A 15843-nucleotide genomic window follows, 5' to 3' on the forward strand; every position below is an offset into this window, starting at 1 on the left:
TTATATCTAATGATTTTTAACTTTAAAATTATTTAATTATGCTCATCTCTATATTAAATTAATGGGAAATAAAAGTAATTCTCATATATTTAGATTTTATTAACGTCACATTAATCACACATAGGGCATATGTACATATAGTATATAATTCATCTACCAATATCTCAACTATACAACAAAAAAACACATTAGGATATGGTCCAAATGGACTTTTAAGAATTTAAATATAATATTATTAGGTTCTGTAAGTTTTACTTGTTTGCCGCATATGCCCCCTATTTTTTTAATCGTTCAGAGCTAATTAAAAGTGATGTCTGCTTTATCACGTTTGACCGTTATTCAATAACGGCCGTTTAATTGTTGCGGCATGCTTAATGAACATAAAAATACCCTTCAACTTTGTAAGTTTGGAGGGGAAGGGTATAAAATACATGATAAATCTCCCGCCAAACTCACGTTTTTTTGTTGGGCGGGTTGCGCCTTATCCTATTTAACCTCTATGTAAACCGTATATATACAGCCTATTTATAAATTTAAGGTGATAATATCAATGAATTTGTTCTCTCTGTATTTCCTTGATTTCCATCTTTTCAATATTCCCTTCAATTGCTTCAAGATAACCCTATATTTTGTGGAGTAATACTGTATTGTTTTTTAAATGCCGCACAAAAATTGCTTGCATTGGAATAGCCTCTGTCATAAGATATTTCATTAATTGTTTTTTCTATATCTAACAGCATTTAGGCAAGAAGTGGGCATAGAGAAAAATTATCTTAATAAACTTTTTAAAACTATTTTCAGTTCCTTAATATTATTATCAAGAATATTAAGTATATTGTCATTAATAATGTCTATTGGCCAATTCCACCATTTTATATCAAGCAGTTGATTTATTGTATCTTTATCGAATCTTTGCTTTATTTCTTTAGCAGGATTTCCTCCAACTAACATATATGGTGCTACATCTTTTATAACAACGGAATTAGCAGCTACTATTGCACCATCCCCAATTTTTACTCCTGGCATTATTATAACATCTTTTCCTATCCATACATCGTTACCTATTATAGTATCTCCTTTAATCGGTAATTGATCTAATCTTGGCATATGTTTCTCCCAACCATTACCAAATAAATTAAATGGATATGTTGAGCCATCCATCCTATGATTTGCTCCATTCATAATAATAGTTACACCAGGTCCTATAGAGCAAAATTTACCTATTTTTAATTTATCTTTTAAGATTGGATAATGATATAAAATTTGCTTATCAAAAGTTTCTCCATTCTTAGAATCATAATATGAGTATTCTCCAACCTCAACGTTATCTAAGTTTTCTAAAATAGGTTTGATAAACTGTACTGATTTGTTTCCTTCTATAGGATAGATTTTGTTAGGATTCGGTCCCATAAAATTAATACCTCCTTTAGTACATGGTTGCTTTTAGCATAGTTTAATTATGCGTGGGACAAAGCAGGAAACATTATCCGATTCTTTTCGGAGTATGGATTAGATTTGGCATAATATCGTTTCAATAAAGCGCAATCCTCTACACTCCCCATGTCAAGTTTCCTTACGTGTCCTTTTGTTGGAGTGATTAGACTGCTGCACTGGTATTCAATGACTTTTTCAAAACCAAACTTAGGATAAAAGTCAAGAACACTATCGTTAGCAAAAAGGTAAATGCTATCGCATTTTTCTTTCCATTCCTTCAAGATTCTTTCAATCAAATATCTCGACAAACCCTGGTTTCTATAATCAATATCTGTCATTACAGTACCAATTTGAAGGCATAGCCTTTCTTGCCCATAATAAAGAAACTTTATAATGTTCACAGATACATTGGCTATTACTTTTCCGTTATCAACTAGGGAATACGGAATATATTTATCTGTCCAATACCCGTTCTGATAGAATTCCTCAAAGGACAGGTCAAAGGTCTTCTCAGCTAAACTGTTATAACTATGCCTCAATGTATCATTGTCCTTAATGTTGCTAGTCAAAATATAATTCAAATAATCACCTTCCTTAACTCTATTATTATCTTTAGATTTATTATTTTTCATTAAACTACCTTTTTATATAAATTAATTACTTAAAAGTTAGCGCTTAACATTCAGTGTCATACCAACAGAAAATTTTTTAAATCCCAATTTTTCATAATAAGGCTCTAACGCTTCCACACAGAGTAACTGCGGAATTGCCCGTTTTTGTTCACAATATTGAACCAGTCTGCTTATTATTTCCTTACCAATTCCTTTCAATTGATAATCGGGTAACACGCAAACGCCACATATTATTCCTGTAATAACTCCATTGGATAGGACACGCCCCATACCTATCAGCTTATTCTCCATAAAAGCATATACTGCATACCAGCTATTCATACACATTTGTTCTAATCCATCAGCTGTTAAATTGAGTGAATTCCATCCTAAGGCTTTATATAAATCCAATAATTCTTTAAAATCAACAGGCGGTTCTACTCTATAATCAATTGTTTTCGTTATTCTACTTGTCATAAATAATTCTCATCTCTTATATCCAATAGTTAATCTCCTTTATATTGATTAAACGGTACCTTTTATTCAATATCCCCATTTTTTAGTATCCCAGATAATTTTATACTACTGATATATATTATAAAAATGGTGCTACGCTAATATGTGTATGCTTTATTTTTAAGACATACTTTTATTTTCTCAATCTCAAATAACATCCTATTTATTATCTGAAGCTAAACACATAGCATCACAACGATATTCTCATGGTACTTTTTAAATGTTCCATTGTTTTATTGTCTATTTCATCTGCCTTTTTACTTCCCTCAATAATAATGTCTTTTACCTTGTTTTTGTTTTGATCATAATAGCACCTTATACCACGACTGGAATTTACCAATTGTTTATAAAGACATCTTCGAGCATATTTAAATAACACGTCTGAATAATGTTCTGTTCTTTCAGCCTTAATAACAATTGATAAAAACCATCTCTATAATTGGAATAATGGGATATTTCTGCTTTTTCCATCATTGTTATAAACCGTTTCGAAAACTGCGGTGCATCACGCATCATACACTTGTAGTTCATAACCCATAGTTTTGTCAGATGGACCCATTGGTTATTTTCAAACAGAGTTTTATCATAGACTAATTTCTTATCGCTGTTTAGAATGCCAATATCATAAAATACAAAAGGATTATTTCCTCCAATAAATGTGGATACTAAAAATTTATCGGGCATCAGGCTGTTTGCAAAGTCATACCACACTGCCCTGAATTTTTCTTTTACACTTTCTGTAAGTTTATACAATGCTGTATCCTGTGTGATATCTTTAATTTTTATCAATAAATCTACATCCGAGTAAGCATCTGTAACTTGTTCAGCATGACTTTCTATAACATCTATTCGGGTAATGAAGTCCAATTTATTCAAATGGTCTATCAACTGTTCGATCAGGCCCTCATTTATTAATTTTTCCACAATATCTCCTCCACAAAGCTCTGTTTATCTGCGTCTATATGTCCAAGCCATAGACAATATAAATTTCTCTATGGAACAGCTATGTTTTACTGTTGCAATTGTTTGCTCATTTTCTCCATTAAAAAAGAAATTTCGTTTTCCCAGTATTTTTATCAATCTGCTCTCACGACATAGTAAATCCTTCTCTGAGGTAAGATTTTACTGATCGATTGTTCATATTATAAACTCACAAAGAAAACCTCCAACTCAAGTACAAATCCTACTACATTGTCATTTATAAGTGGCCATATCTAATAAATACGATTTCTCCAACCACTTCGAATTAGTTTACTTTTGAATGATATCCTGCAACTTATCACTGGAATTTTTTATGTCCTGAAGATGATTATAAATAATATCAACATTCCAAATTAAATGAATAGCAATTATTAACAGTAGTATGACCCCAAATAAACTCTCTTCTTTTGCAGGGGATAAGTCAAAATTGTATCTAATCCACACTTCGTTCCCTACAGCCGTATCCCCTTTAAAAGGAAGCTGCTCCTTTGTAGGCGTGCTCTTTCCCCAGCCGCTATGAGATTGAATGAATAGGTGGTGACTGAGTATGAAATTGTTACTATTTCTCTATCTCTCTTATTTTTGATACATTTTGATTCATAAGTTTACGCCCAATATGCTGATAAAACCATTTTTTTAGCGTTGACAGTTCTTGGCTATGCATGCTAAAGAATTCATCTGGCGAATCAAATACGCCAAAATCTTGATTAATACCTTCTTTTTGTATATAAGTATCATTTTTATTCCAATAAATTTGAGGATTTTTGAAATCATCAGTTGCTATTCCATATCCACAAAAGCTTCCTTTGCATTTAGAAAACTTATCTTGAAGTTTATTCAAATATGAAACATCAAGAATAAACCCCTCTAAATTCAACCAATTTCCATCAAATAAAATTTCTACCCAGCTATGAACAACATTTTGTGGCGCAATTTTATACATTAATCCTGTCATAGCTCCTTTTTGCAGCTCTTTATTAATTGTAAAACCGTGAATTCGACAAGGTATATCAACGGCTCGAAGTAAAGCCATAAACAAAGTGCCTTTAGTATTACACTGTCCATAGCCGTCTTTTAGAACCCTGCTCGCAGGTAATGTATCATCAATATTATAGCCGAATTTTATTTCATCTCTGACAAAGTTGTATATTTCAAGAACTTTTTGAAATTCATCTTTTTCTTTCCACTTTCTGTTCTTCACCAACTGCTGTATCTCATTGCAATTATAATCCAACATATGTGTTGTCTGTAAATACTTCTTCATAATATGACCTCCTACTTTTTAGTATAGTCATATTATAGCAATTCATTTATAGAATTACTTTCAAAAATCTGCTTTCCTTCATAATTTCCCTTGCTGACATTCCAGTCATTTTTTTATTAGTAAATGCCAAATGTGCAGCAGAATCAAATCCTGCCGCTATTGCTGCAGCTGTAATACTTTCACCGTCAAATATCTTTTCATACGCTTTTAGCAACTTGTGAAAAACAATATAACTTTTCAGCGGAATACCGGTTTCTTCTTTGAAAAGATGAGATAATCTACTTTCAGATATAGCCATTTCCTTTGCTATTTGTTTCACCTGATGTTCTTCCTCTTCGCAACCGCAAGTGTCTAGCCTTCTTAATATTATCTCAGTTCTTTCATCATATCCTTTGAAGTTGTCATCTTTAAAACAATAGACAACATTTCTTATAATCTCTGAATAATCGGCGTTTTCATCCTTACTAATAGCACTTGTAAGTTGCTTTTGCAATTCGATTGCTATATCTTCGCATAAAATATAGTAGGGTTTCTCATTTAAAAAATGTACTCGTATTGTTCTGCCTAATTGAGTAGTTGGATTGATTAGCATCGTAAAGTGAATTTGGTTGCCAGAACAAAACATATGCTTTGTGTTCATATTAACAACAATGGCACGACAATGTATTTTTTGATCATTTACATTAATCTCCAAATTTCCACCATTGCTAATAAACAATTGTATCATCCAATGCTTATGCACATCTGCTTTAACCATATTAGTTACAGCACCAAAATTTCGTCCCCACATAAAAATGTCATTTATATTCCTCACCTCCTGCAATACACATTATATAAATAATCTCTTCATAAGAGTTATTACATTCCCTTCTATATATCTTTGCAAATTATATTATCAGCTACCACTTTATGTATTTTACTTAATTCAGACTCAACAAGTGACCAAGTATTGTCTGCAACATATTCATGCTCTACATCTAAAATCTTATATTTCCTATTATAAAGGTTTCTTGATCGTTATGGTCCGTTACGAGACATTGCACCTGAACATGTTTGTATCCTTCTTAAATATCAGCAATTATACTTCATATCACATTACATTTTATTATAGTATGATCACATGATTAGTCCTAACAATTGCAACCGAATTCTGGCTTCATCGCTTTTATAATTAGAAATGTAGGTTTAACAAATTCCTTAATTAAATCTGGCTTTTCTTTTAATGCCCAGGCTTCTGGTATAGGTTCTATCATATCCTTAATAATAAAACCGGTATGGGCTAGTGTCGATATGATTTCTCCCATAGTACGATGGTAGTTAATTACACCATCGACAAACCACGGGCCAACACGTTGACCGCTTTTCGCATAGTCAGAAAAAGTATAGGAAATAAAGCTCCCGTCCTCATCCATGTTATGATGCCCTTTACAATCCATAGTGGCAGTCACAATGGGGTGTTCCTGCGAATAAATCAAGTATCCTCCCCTATTTAAGAGATCATAAATATCTTCTATAAGTTTTTGAAAATTTTCAGCGTAATGAAAAGCAAGCGAACTGTATACTATATCAAATTTTTGAGTAAACGCAGATAAATCTGACATATCCATGTGGCGGTACTCAATGCAAGGGTGGTCAAATTCCTTTTTTGCTACTTCCAGCATCTTTTGTGAAAGATCAATGCCGACTACTTTTTTAGCCCCATTTTGTACAAGTAAAAGACTGTTGTGTCCGTATCCACAACCTATATCTAAAATCGTCTTTCCCTTTATATCAGGTAATAATTTGCTTATTGCCGGCTGTTCTAATAAGTCATTATAGCTTTTTTCGTTCCTTACTTTCATATACTCCGTAAAAAATACTTCATTGTCGTATATGTTCTGGCTCATACAATTCCTCCTTAAAATTACTGTTTGTTTGCATCTATATCCATGTTTATTTTAAATTTCCTTGTTATCATTTTAGTAAAGTAAATACCATTGTTCGCCATGAAGGGTTAGGCTTGTCTAATAGATCTTCTTTTTCTGTGGCTACTGATACAATAAAATTATCTTCTGGTAAACTCTCTACACTGCTATCCTCATCTTTTCCCAAGGCTTGCAAGTATGTACTTTGAGTTAAATGTTCGACCAGATAATCCACATCTTTTCTGCCCAGCTCATGTAATACAAGGTCAATAAATTCCTTTTGTCCTACAATATCACTACTAGCTAAATGATAAATACCTTTTTTATTTTCTTTTATTAAGAACTCTATTGCCAGTGCGACATTTTCACCTGTATTTAAACTAATATACAGATTCTCAAAAATTGTTTCTTGTCTCTTTGCCACCCTCTCAACCATTTCTAATAAGCTACACCGTGTATATGTGTGAGGCAAACGAATAATAACCAGATTTTCTCCAAGAGCATTTTTTAATAAACGTTCACATTTAAACTTGAATATTCCATAGTCGCTAATAGGGTTGGGGTTATCAGATTCTGTTGCTCTTTTAGATGGATCTCCATCAAATACATTTGCAGTAGAAAGGAAGAAACATCGTCCCTCTGTCTGCTTTAAATATTTCGCAACAAGTTCGTGGGTTTTTAGTTGGTCTTCAAACTCACCACGCAAACAGGAAATAACAACGTCTGGTGAAAACTCCTTCAATATAGAACTGATATGTGAAAAGTCCTGTGCATCAAAAAAAAACAAATCGTTTCTACTTATGTTTTCTGGAATATTCTTGAAGTAAGTTCCTTTTACATTATAATTTTTATAAAAACATTGGTAAATATTTTTACCAATAACTCCACTCATACCTAATATTAATATTTTCATCTCACTTCTCCCTTAAACTATTAATTATATATTTTGCTGCGTAGTTTCTTGTTGTAAATCTTCTCTCATAACTAAATATAATTCCTCGATAGCGTGAAACATTTCTTCAGTAAAAATCCAAAAAATCTTTAATAAACAAAAAAGAGGCTAAGTCTGAACTAGTATAAGTAAGCGAGTTTTGAGACACTATGCAAAATCCTAAAACTCTTAATATTCCAGCTGATAATATTTTTTATTTCCGATTTACTATACATATTTCAAAATTCAACGAATTATAATTTAATGTAACTAGCTCTTTACTTAAATTACCTAATTCTGAATTAAAAATAATTTTATTTTTAGTAATTTCTTCCTCTTAGCGAATCATTGGAAATAACTTTTCTACTTTTTTATTAGATTTTCCCGATAGGATTATCTTCTCCAGATTCTTAATCTTGTATTTGCCACCATGAAAATCTTTGAACTCTTGCTCTATCCTATTTCTCCATCCAGTTGTGTCAAAGTGATATTCAACTAAGAATATCGTTGGAAAAAGTTGCTCTTCATTTATGGTCACTGTTGTATGAGCTTTAATATCCTCACCAATGCGATAAAAAATATTTTGTTCTTTTAACAAGTTGAACGTTTCTTCCAGTGTTTGTGATGGAATAAAAGCAACACCGCTTAAACCAGTAAAAGAATGTGCTTTCTTACCAAAGCGAAGTTTGAACCTAATAAACTCTATGTTAATTTGCCCAAAATTAATTCCTACACTTGAATAATCCTTTCCTTCAGAAAATGGGCATGCATATGGAAGTTCAAAGGTTTCTGAAAACTCTTTAGCCAATCTGAAATTAATTTAATGGGCAAGCCAAAGGTTATTATTTGCCCAGTTACAGTTACTATCTTTATAACTGAAGCACCAATACTCACTAATACGGCTAAAAACCTCTTAAATTGATATAGAAATAGCAAAATTATTGTTTTCATTCCGCCTGTATCTCTGTTTTACTTGTTAAGATATTGCAAATTAAGATTAATACAATTTATTTACTATCTATCTCTTTGTATGAAGTTAATCTTTTTTCTAATGTTTCCGTATGAAGTTCAAATAAATTATTGTCATAGTCATAAAAGTATATAGAATATCCTTCTCCTGGTACTCTTTCTCTTGGAGGCTTTAATTCCAAATTTAAATTTTTAATTTTACTTAAATAAATATCTACATCAGAATCTGATATTTTGAATGCCACATGATGATAGGTTCTGTTAAGTATATTTGTATCTTCCATAATAACAATCCATTGATTACCGATAATAAAAAAACGCTCCTTAAATAAAGAATGTTTTTTTTCACCACTATAATAAACTTCTTTTGCACTAAATAACTCTTTAAATAATTGAGTAGTTTTATCTAAATTATTAACAATAAAAGTAATATGACTTACGCCTTCAATCATAATATGCAGTCTCCTTTCTTTTAATTTAAAATGATGATAAAACATACCGAAGGAGCCGTTTACCTCGGTGTAAATGTCTTTAATGGATGTGTTCTCATATCCTTTTTCAATGAATAACTTTTCAGCAGCATCCAATAATTCATCTTTTCTTATTTCTGGCTTTTTACTACTCTGGACATAATTATAATCTACAACAGAGTTATGCTCTGTTTATAATTATACTTGACAGAGCATAACTCTGTCAATCTGGTTTTAAATACTTAGATCAAAATTCAACTTCTTGAAAGACTCAGGCAAAAAGCCTAATAAGAATTTGAAATCCGGTAATGAAAAATGAAGGCAGGAAAAATCATGGTAAAATTGAGGGATGCGATACCAGTTTGCTAACATTTGTTATTCCTTCCTTGTAATCAATTCTTGTACTGAATAAGGACAGTGTACAATCTAACTGTATGACACCTATTGAATACAGAAATCACCTGAAAACGACTGTATAAATAAAAATGCATCTTCGATTTCGTACTTCTTTGGTTCATGCTCCCAGGTTGATTACGTCCTAATACTTTTCATGGCGCCACATCATAAAGTTTTTTCTTGAATTGATGATAAATATCCATTTCTTCATGGCAGCTCATACTGCCCAGTTTGATGGTTGGCTTTGTTTTCCCATGGAAATCTCTACCCATCGTTTTCAGTAAATGAAATTTTTCAGCCTGCTTATTATAAAAAGCAACCATCTTTTCATCATGATAACTACTGTATACTTCTATCCCATCAACACCACAAGCAACAATTCCTTCTAGAATCTTCTGATCCTGCCCGATATTAATCCCTGGGTGAGCAAGAACAGCTATGCCTCTTGCTTTTCTAATCAATTGTATGGCTTCGTTCAGTCCAATAAACTGAACAGGTACATAAGCCGGCTTCCCTTGGGAGCAAAAGTCCCAATAAAAATTTACATAAGGATTATCACTACGCTTCCCGTTCTTTCTATATGGTTCCAGAAGTAGATTGTTTTGATTTCTTTTATCCTCAATAGCGATTTCAGCAATCATTTCACCCGTCACTACACCTTCTATGGAAAAATCCAAAACTTTTTCTATTTCAAAATGAATTCCTAAATCTTGCACTAGATGTATACGTTTTGAAGAAGCGTCTTGTTCTTTCTTTAAGATATCCATTTCATTTTTTTCAAATTCAGATACTGTTGGATCAATCCCATACCAATCAGAATAAACCCCAGTAAGTTGACATAGTTTTGATTAGAAATCAATAATAAGATAGCCCCAATACCAATGATGAATTGACCACTTCGAATCAACGTAGGATTACTCCACTTGGCAGTAATAAACCCATTGACTAACCTGCCTATGGTGATGCCAAGGTAATACAGGGATATCCAACCCGCGGCAACATCAGCAGAAACACCTCTTGTCTGCACCAGATAACTGGCACCCCATAAACCGGTGGTAGCCTCTAATGCGCAATAACAAAAGAAACCAAGAAGTGCTGAGCGTATCCCAGGCAATTGAAAGACATAATAGTTTTGATTTTCTACAATTATACCTTCTTGTCCATTTTCACCAAACAATCTCCAAAGCGGTAATGAAATCAGCAAAATTATCACTAAAAAAATCTGAATGATAGTAACAGATAAATAGCCCTGCTGCCACAACCCGTTATGAGAAATGGCAACTGACATAATAACGGGACCAGCTGTTGCACCAATTCCCCAAAAACAGTGAAGCCAACTCATATGTCTAGCTGAAAAATACAAAGCCACAAAATTATTCAAAGCAGCATCAACGGTCCCTGCTCCTAGTCCCAATGGAATTGACATCAGACATAACCATACATAGTTTTGACTAAAGGAAAACCCCAGCAAAGCCATGGCTGTCATAAATACACTGATTAATGTGAGTTTACCAGTACCGAGTTTCTGAATCAGTTTGCCACTCAGAATACTGGAGATTATGGTTCAATCATGGAGATTAATCCTGCGCCAACCATTGGCAAAGATAAATCAGCCCGAACCGTTGGCCATGCAGCTCCAAGCATAGAATCAGGAAGTCCCAAGCTGATAAATGCAATATAGATAATAATCAATAATAATGTCATCATGGTATCTTCTTCCTTATCGTTGCCATTTTGGTTCCAATGGTTTTAATGAGATTTGTTTAATACCCTCTGCAAAATCTTCGCCAAAGTTACTTGATACAATAATATCAGGCATCACTTCTGATTTGATCGTTTTTTTACAATCCTCAATAATGAGATCAATCGCTACTTCGGTGAGATTTTCTCTGTAAATGACTAGGATATCTGGATTTAAAAGACAGGTGAACGTAATGATTAATTTCTTAAGTGCCACTGAAATATTTTCCGAAACATATGCTGGATTCTTCCAATCAAATCCATCTGAAAGAAATTTAGCTTCACCTGCAAAGCCATCTTTTCCTTTATACATATCACCATTGATAAAAATACCTGCACCTAAAGGATATTTCTCTGGAATATAAATGCCAACCACGTTTTTATCGTCACATTGATTAGAAGTACAATATCCCAATACAGCTGCGTTAACATCATTTTCAAAGACTACAGGTATTTGAAATTGGTTCCTCAAATGTTCCACGAAGGATTTCCCTTCAAGAGATATATAGTCACTGTTCTTCATCTTCCCTCTGATTTCTTGTCCTGGCATACCAATGCCTATCAATTTAATGTTAGGATATTTTTTCAGCATTTTCTCGATTGTCAAATCGAAACTACGTTCCGATATTTCATTCAAGACAATCTCGTTACCCTCAATCACTTCTCCATATAGATTGATAACGGCAACATGGGTTAAATCCTTCATTTCATACTCATTTGTATAAATGACTAACGCCATACTGTATTCCTCATTAAAGGAATAAATTACTGCTGGTCTGCCACCACTGGATACTTCTAGCTCATCAACAAGAATCTCTCCATTTCCTAAGAGCACTTCAACAAGTGAATTAATTGTTACCACGCTTAATCCCGTCAAATTTGCCAACTGAGGTTTTGTTGCTTTTTTATTTTCTTTTATCACCCTTCTAACCGTGTCTAAATTGATTTGTTTCATCAAATTTACATTCCCTACAGCCATACTATTCTCCTTTATTAAATATACTTTATAAAGCATCTTTAACATATCAGACATGTAGCTATCTGTCAAGGTTATTATATAGCAATGCTATTCATACACTTTTTTATGGCTTCGCTTGGATAAATTACATTTGGATTCATTCTTTTATTTAGTTGTATAGCTCACAACAAACTGCTGCAACAAAAACGCTATTCAGCTTCGTAAGAAACAAAAGAGCGCTAACCTTTATAAATTTTGATAAAAACAAAATAAGTACAAGATGAAAATAAACTTTATAACATACTTATAATTTTGTATGCTCGCTCAATTACACTTCCGGGTGGAATTTTTATACATGTATATCCAAAAGACTTATACGTTTCTTCATGGAGATGCTCAAAGCATAAAGCTTCCTCAAAGCTAATCTTTCTTGCCTCTGAGGGCTGACAAAAACCCAGATTCTCAATAAAGAATACCGTCTTCTGATAGATTTGTTCATTCTCAATTCTATTTATTTCTTCCATAGTATCTTTAGATGGTTGATGTCCAAGGTATTTACTTAGAGCATATGTACAAAAAACTGAGCGGTCATAAATTTGAACTCCAGATGGAAGAGCTGAAAGCTGTACTTGTCTTTGTTTTTGCAATGCCACAATTTTATTAATAAAGGACGCATCCTTCCATGGTTCAGCATTACCTTGTACTTGCTCTAAAGCAATTATATCAGTTGCGGCTTCTTCCACTACTAGATACCCCATTGTTTCTAATAATCTAATAATTGAAGTTTTTCCACTTCCTGGTGTGCCTGTTAAAATATATCGTCTCATAAAACACCTCCTAAAAAATTTAATAATTTATCTGACTTTCAAATGAAAAGTTGTACAACCCTTGATACATTTTCAATCATCTCGAAGGGGTAGGTTTCGCTTTTATTTGTGCTGGACATTTCTCCCCGCTTATAAACCACTGACAGGTTATGCATCCAAAACAGGACTTGTAGTCATAATCTTTTAAAGAATGCTGCATCAGCTAAAAACAGCCTTGATGATGCAGCCCTAATTAAGTATAATGTTTTTAATTATAAGAATATATTCTTATTTTCAGAATCTAAATCCTTAGTTATTTTAATAATATAATTAAAGCTACTAATCAATTTAACAGATAGATTTTCAGCTTTTTTATAAATAGATTGAGCTGATTCAATATCCCCTATTTTTACTTTAAATATTGCGTCTTTACCATACTTATGCAAGTTTGAATGTTCCTCTTCCACGGCATTCCATATTTCAGCAATTTTTTCATTCCTAGGAACTATCGAATAGTAAAAATGACCCAATGAACATTTTTGGTCATTTACTTGCAATGGTGTAATATTTTCACTTTCTACAATAGATTTTAGGTTTTTAATCCAGTTTTTATGTGCTTTAATAACATCTTCTACAATATCTATAAACATTTTATTATTCATACCATAATAAGGATTATTAGTTAATTTTCCTACTAATTTTACAGCAGTATTTAAATCTTCTTCCATGGTTGTTACTGGTAAAATAGATTTTTTTAATGTAGAACTAGATCTATTTAAAACTAATGCCGCACTCTCTAATACTCCAACATTAGAATCTAACTCTTTTATACTTGTTGAGACCTCATCTATGGAGCTATTTATTTCTTCGCTTGATGATGCTAATATTGATATTTCATCTGTAATTTTATTAATAGTTAATTTATTACTTCTGATAGAATCTACTATCATTTTTAAATTCTTATTTACCTTTGATAGTGAAGAAACTGTATTATCAACACTTTCTTCGCTTTTAAATGATGCATCTTTAATTGCTGAAACGTATTCACCCATATTGGCAGTTAGTTTTTGTGTTTCATCTGCTAAACTTCGTATTTCATCAGCTACTATTGCAAAACCCTTACCATACTCACCTGCTCTAGCTGCCTCTATAGATGCATTTAAGGCTAAAAGATTGGTTTGTTTTGAAATTCCACTAATAGCTTTTATGACTTTATTAAGATTTTGTATAATATCAAAAAGCTTTCCCATATCTTTTTTCATTCCTACAGAATTATTTATTGCTATATCTGAAAAGTCTTTTATTTCTGAAATTGTATATTTACTTTTTTCTATTTCTGCTGATATCCCTTTAGCATCTTGAGATAAATTGTTTATACTTTCAGCAAAATATTTATGAGCTGTAAATATATCCTCTAATGAACGAACCGAAACTCCTGATATATTAGCTACTTTATCTGTTAAGCCATTAATTTCTATACTCACATTATTAATTTTTTCCTCACTATCCTTTAAAACTAAATCTAAGCTACTTACTTGCATAACTGAACTTAAAAGTAATTTTGCTATTTCTTCAAATGTATCTCTTCCATTATTTAATTTTAAGTATATCTCTTTGACTTTTTGCTCTGTATCTTTATCTAATCTAATAGAGATATTACTTTCCTCTAAGGAGGAAATGTCTTGTACTAATCTTTTTATAACTTTATCCTTTTTAAATTTAAATATCTTTATTCACTCCTATTCATTGCATTATATAAAGCGTAGTCAGTGATTGTATCACATGCATATAGTGTGATTACCATATCAACTTTGTTATATCTGAACTATTCTAGCTTTCTTATACATTTTTTCTCAAACATTCATAATCCTATCACTCCTTCAAGCCGAAACTACCACTTGGCTAATTTAAAAATCTTGACTATAGCATCTTATTGCGATAAAACTTTTTCTCGAAGCTGATACATGATACTGCGGTCAAAAAGTTGATTAGCTATGAGTGTTTGCATAATCAAAGGAAGATTCCAGAAAAACCTTTACTTGCTCATTTTTTATGGTATAATAAACTTTTTTCTAACCTTACGATTTTTAATTAGGTCAGCCATTCGTAATTTTCTAAGCTGATGGGAAATAGCAGACTTTGACATATTCATATATCGGGCTAAATCTCCGACACACATTTCACAGGTTGTCAGTATCCATAAGATACCAAGCCGCATCTCATCACCAAGTGCCTTGAATACGGTGCATCCAAAAGATAAATCAACAGCAGATGTATTATTCAATGCCATTTTTTCCTCCTCCCTTCTGTGTAAGGAATTGACAAATTTATAGTGCTGGAATATAATTAAACAATCAAATACTTGTTTAATTTGAAAGGTGGTATCTGTATGGATAAAAAATGTTTACCTCATAACCATGGCCAAAATATTGAAATGATCCTTGACAGAATGCCCGACGAAGAATATTTTTCAGATGCATCTGCTGTTTTCCAACAACTTTGCGATGGTACCAGACTTCGCATTCTGTGGCTTTTATGCCACTGTGAAGAATGTGGTATCAATATTGCCGCAGCCATTGGTATGAGTACTGCGGCCGTATCTCATCACTTAAAGTCCTTAAAGCTTAGTGGTCTCGTTACCAGCAGGCGTGACGGCAAGGAAGTCTACTACACACTAGCTAATACGGAGACCGCTCGTCTTACCCATCAAATGATAGATAATTTTTTTCAAATGTCCTGCCCAAGCAAGGGAATTGTCGACCATAAGGACTCTTAAATGTAAATGTGCTATTCACAATCCGACGTGAATAGCACGTTTAAAACACTAGGATAAACTGCTATTTCATAAGGAAAAATAATACGA

19 protein-coding genes are annotated in these 15843 nt (G+C 32.6%); 1 reads left to right on the forward strand and 18 read right to left on the reverse strand.

Annotation, left to right across the window (positions count from 1 at the left end; translation table 11 throughout):
- Positions 1-611 precede the first annotated feature (611 nt).
- The 18 genes from ABWP20_RS18480 to ABWP20_RS11870 form a co-directional block, all read right to left on the reverse strand.
- Positions 612-740, reverse strand: coding sequence for a helix-turn-helix domain-containing protein (locus ABWP20_RS18480; RefSeq protein ID WP_503012537.1), 129 nt, complete (start codon positions 738-740; stop codon positions 612-614).
- A 28-nt stretch (positions 741-768) separates the two neighbouring features.
- Positions 769-1410 carry a streptogramin A O-acetyltransferase Vat(D) gene (vat(D), locus tag ABWP20_RS11790; RefSeq protein WP_353096008.1) on the reverse strand — a complete coding sequence of 214 codons (642 nt, stop codon included), beginning with the start codon at positions 1408-1410 and terminating at the stop codon, positions 769-771.
- Positions 1411-1457: 47 nt separating this feature from the next.
- The gene (locus tag ABWP20_RS11795) at positions 1458-2066 is read right to left on the reverse strand and encodes a GNAT family N-acetyltransferase (RefSeq protein ID WP_353096009.1); all 609 of its coding nucleotides are present in this window, start codon (positions 2064-2066) and stop codon (positions 1458-1460) included.
- 36 nt (positions 2067-2102) lie between these two features.
- Complete coding sequence (locus ABWP20_RS11800; protein WP_353096010.1) at positions 2103-2522, reverse strand: GNAT family N-acetyltransferase; 420 nt, start codon at positions 2520-2522, stop codon at positions 2103-2105.
- A 372-nt stretch (positions 2523-2894) separates the two neighbouring features.
- Entirely contained in the window at positions 2895-3485 is a 591-nt protein-coding gene (locus ABWP20_RS11805; RefSeq protein WP_353096011.1) for a hypothetical protein, read from the reverse strand.
- A gap of 616 nt (positions 3486-4101) precedes the next feature.
- On the reverse strand, positions 4102-4806 hold the full coding sequence (locus ABWP20_RS11810) for a transglutaminase-like domain-containing protein (protein ID WP_353096012.1): 705 nt from the start codon (positions 4804-4806) through the stop codon (positions 4102-4104).
- A gap of 46 nt (positions 4807-4852) precedes the next feature.
- Positions 4853-5620, reverse strand: coding sequence for a helix-turn-helix domain-containing protein (locus tag ABWP20_RS11815; protein WP_353096013.1), 768 nt, complete (start codon positions 5618-5620; stop codon positions 4853-4855).
- Positions 5621-5936: 316 nt separating this feature from the next.
- The gene (locus ABWP20_RS11820; protein ID WP_353096014.1) at positions 5937-6692 is read right to left on the reverse strand and encodes a class I SAM-dependent methyltransferase; all 756 of its coding nucleotides are present in this window, start codon (positions 6690-6692) and stop codon (positions 5937-5939) included.
- Positions 6693-6759: 67 nt separating this feature from the next.
- A complete protein-coding gene (locus tag ABWP20_RS11825) occupies positions 6760-7623 on the reverse strand; it encodes a sugar nucleotide-binding protein (RefSeq protein ID WP_353096015.1) in 864 nt (287 codons plus the stop codon).
- Between the two features lie 355 nt (positions 7624-7978).
- Entirely contained in the window at positions 7979-8449 is a 471-nt protein-coding gene (locus tag ABWP20_RS11830; protein ID WP_353096016.1) for a hypothetical protein, read from the reverse strand.
- Between the two features lie 199 nt (positions 8450-8648).
- On the reverse strand, positions 8649-9197 hold the full coding sequence (gene fosX, locus ABWP20_RS11835; protein WP_353096017.1) for a FosX/FosE/FosI family fosfomycin resistance hydrolase: 549 nt from the start codon (positions 9195-9197) through the stop codon (positions 8649-8651).
- Positions 9198-9628: 431 nt separating this feature from the next.
- The gene (locus ABWP20_RS11840; protein ID WP_353096018.1) at positions 9629-10243 is read right to left on the reverse strand and encodes a PHP domain-containing protein; all 615 of its coding nucleotides are present in this window, start codon (positions 10241-10243) and stop codon (positions 9629-9631) included.
- The gene (locus ABWP20_RS11845) at positions 10231-11037 is read right to left on the reverse strand and encodes an MFS transporter (RefSeq protein WP_353096060.1); all 807 of its coding nucleotides are present in this window, start codon (positions 11035-11037) and stop codon (positions 10231-10233) included. The genes ABWP20_RS11840 and ABWP20_RS11845 overlap by 13 nt, the downstream gene beginning before the upstream one ends.
- Complete coding sequence (locus ABWP20_RS11850; RefSeq protein WP_353096019.1) at positions 11034-11183, reverse strand: hypothetical protein; 150 nt, start codon at positions 11181-11183, stop codon at positions 11034-11036. Before ABWP20_RS11850 ends, ABWP20_RS11845 begins: the two co-directional genes overlap by 4 nt.
- Before the next feature lie 13 nt (positions 11184-11196).
- Entirely contained in the window at positions 11197-12195 is a 999-nt protein-coding gene (locus tag ABWP20_RS11855) for an ROK family protein (protein ID WP_353096020.1), read from the reverse strand.
- A gap of 272 nt (positions 12196-12467) precedes the next feature.
- Entirely contained in the window at positions 12468-13001 is a 534-nt protein-coding gene (locus ABWP20_RS11860) for an AAA family ATPase (RefSeq protein ID WP_353096021.1), read from the reverse strand.
- A 251-nt stretch (positions 13002-13252) separates the two neighbouring features.
- Positions 13253-14464, reverse strand: coding sequence for a methyl-accepting chemotaxis protein (locus tag ABWP20_RS11865; RefSeq protein WP_353096022.1), 1212 nt, complete (start codon positions 14462-14464; stop codon positions 13253-13255).
- Between the two features lie 566 nt (positions 14465-15030).
- On the reverse strand, positions 15031-15270 hold the full coding sequence (locus ABWP20_RS11870) for an ArsR/SmtB family transcription factor (RefSeq protein WP_353096023.1): 240 nt from the start codon (positions 15268-15270) through the stop codon (positions 15031-15033).
- A gap of 99 nt (positions 15271-15369) precedes the next feature.
- Between ABWP20_RS11870 and ABWP20_RS11875 the strand changes: the two genes are divergently transcribed.
- Complete coding sequence (locus ABWP20_RS11875) at positions 15370-15756, forward strand: ArsR/SmtB family transcription factor (protein WP_353096024.1); 387 nt, start codon at positions 15370-15372, stop codon at positions 15754-15756.
- Positions 15757-15843: the final 87 nt, after the last annotated feature.

Origin of the sequence: Tissierella praeacuta (genome assembly GCF_040396155.1) — a bacterium.
GTDB lineage: Bacteria > Bacillota > Clostridia > Tissierellales > Tissierellaceae > Tissierella > Tissierella praeacuta_A.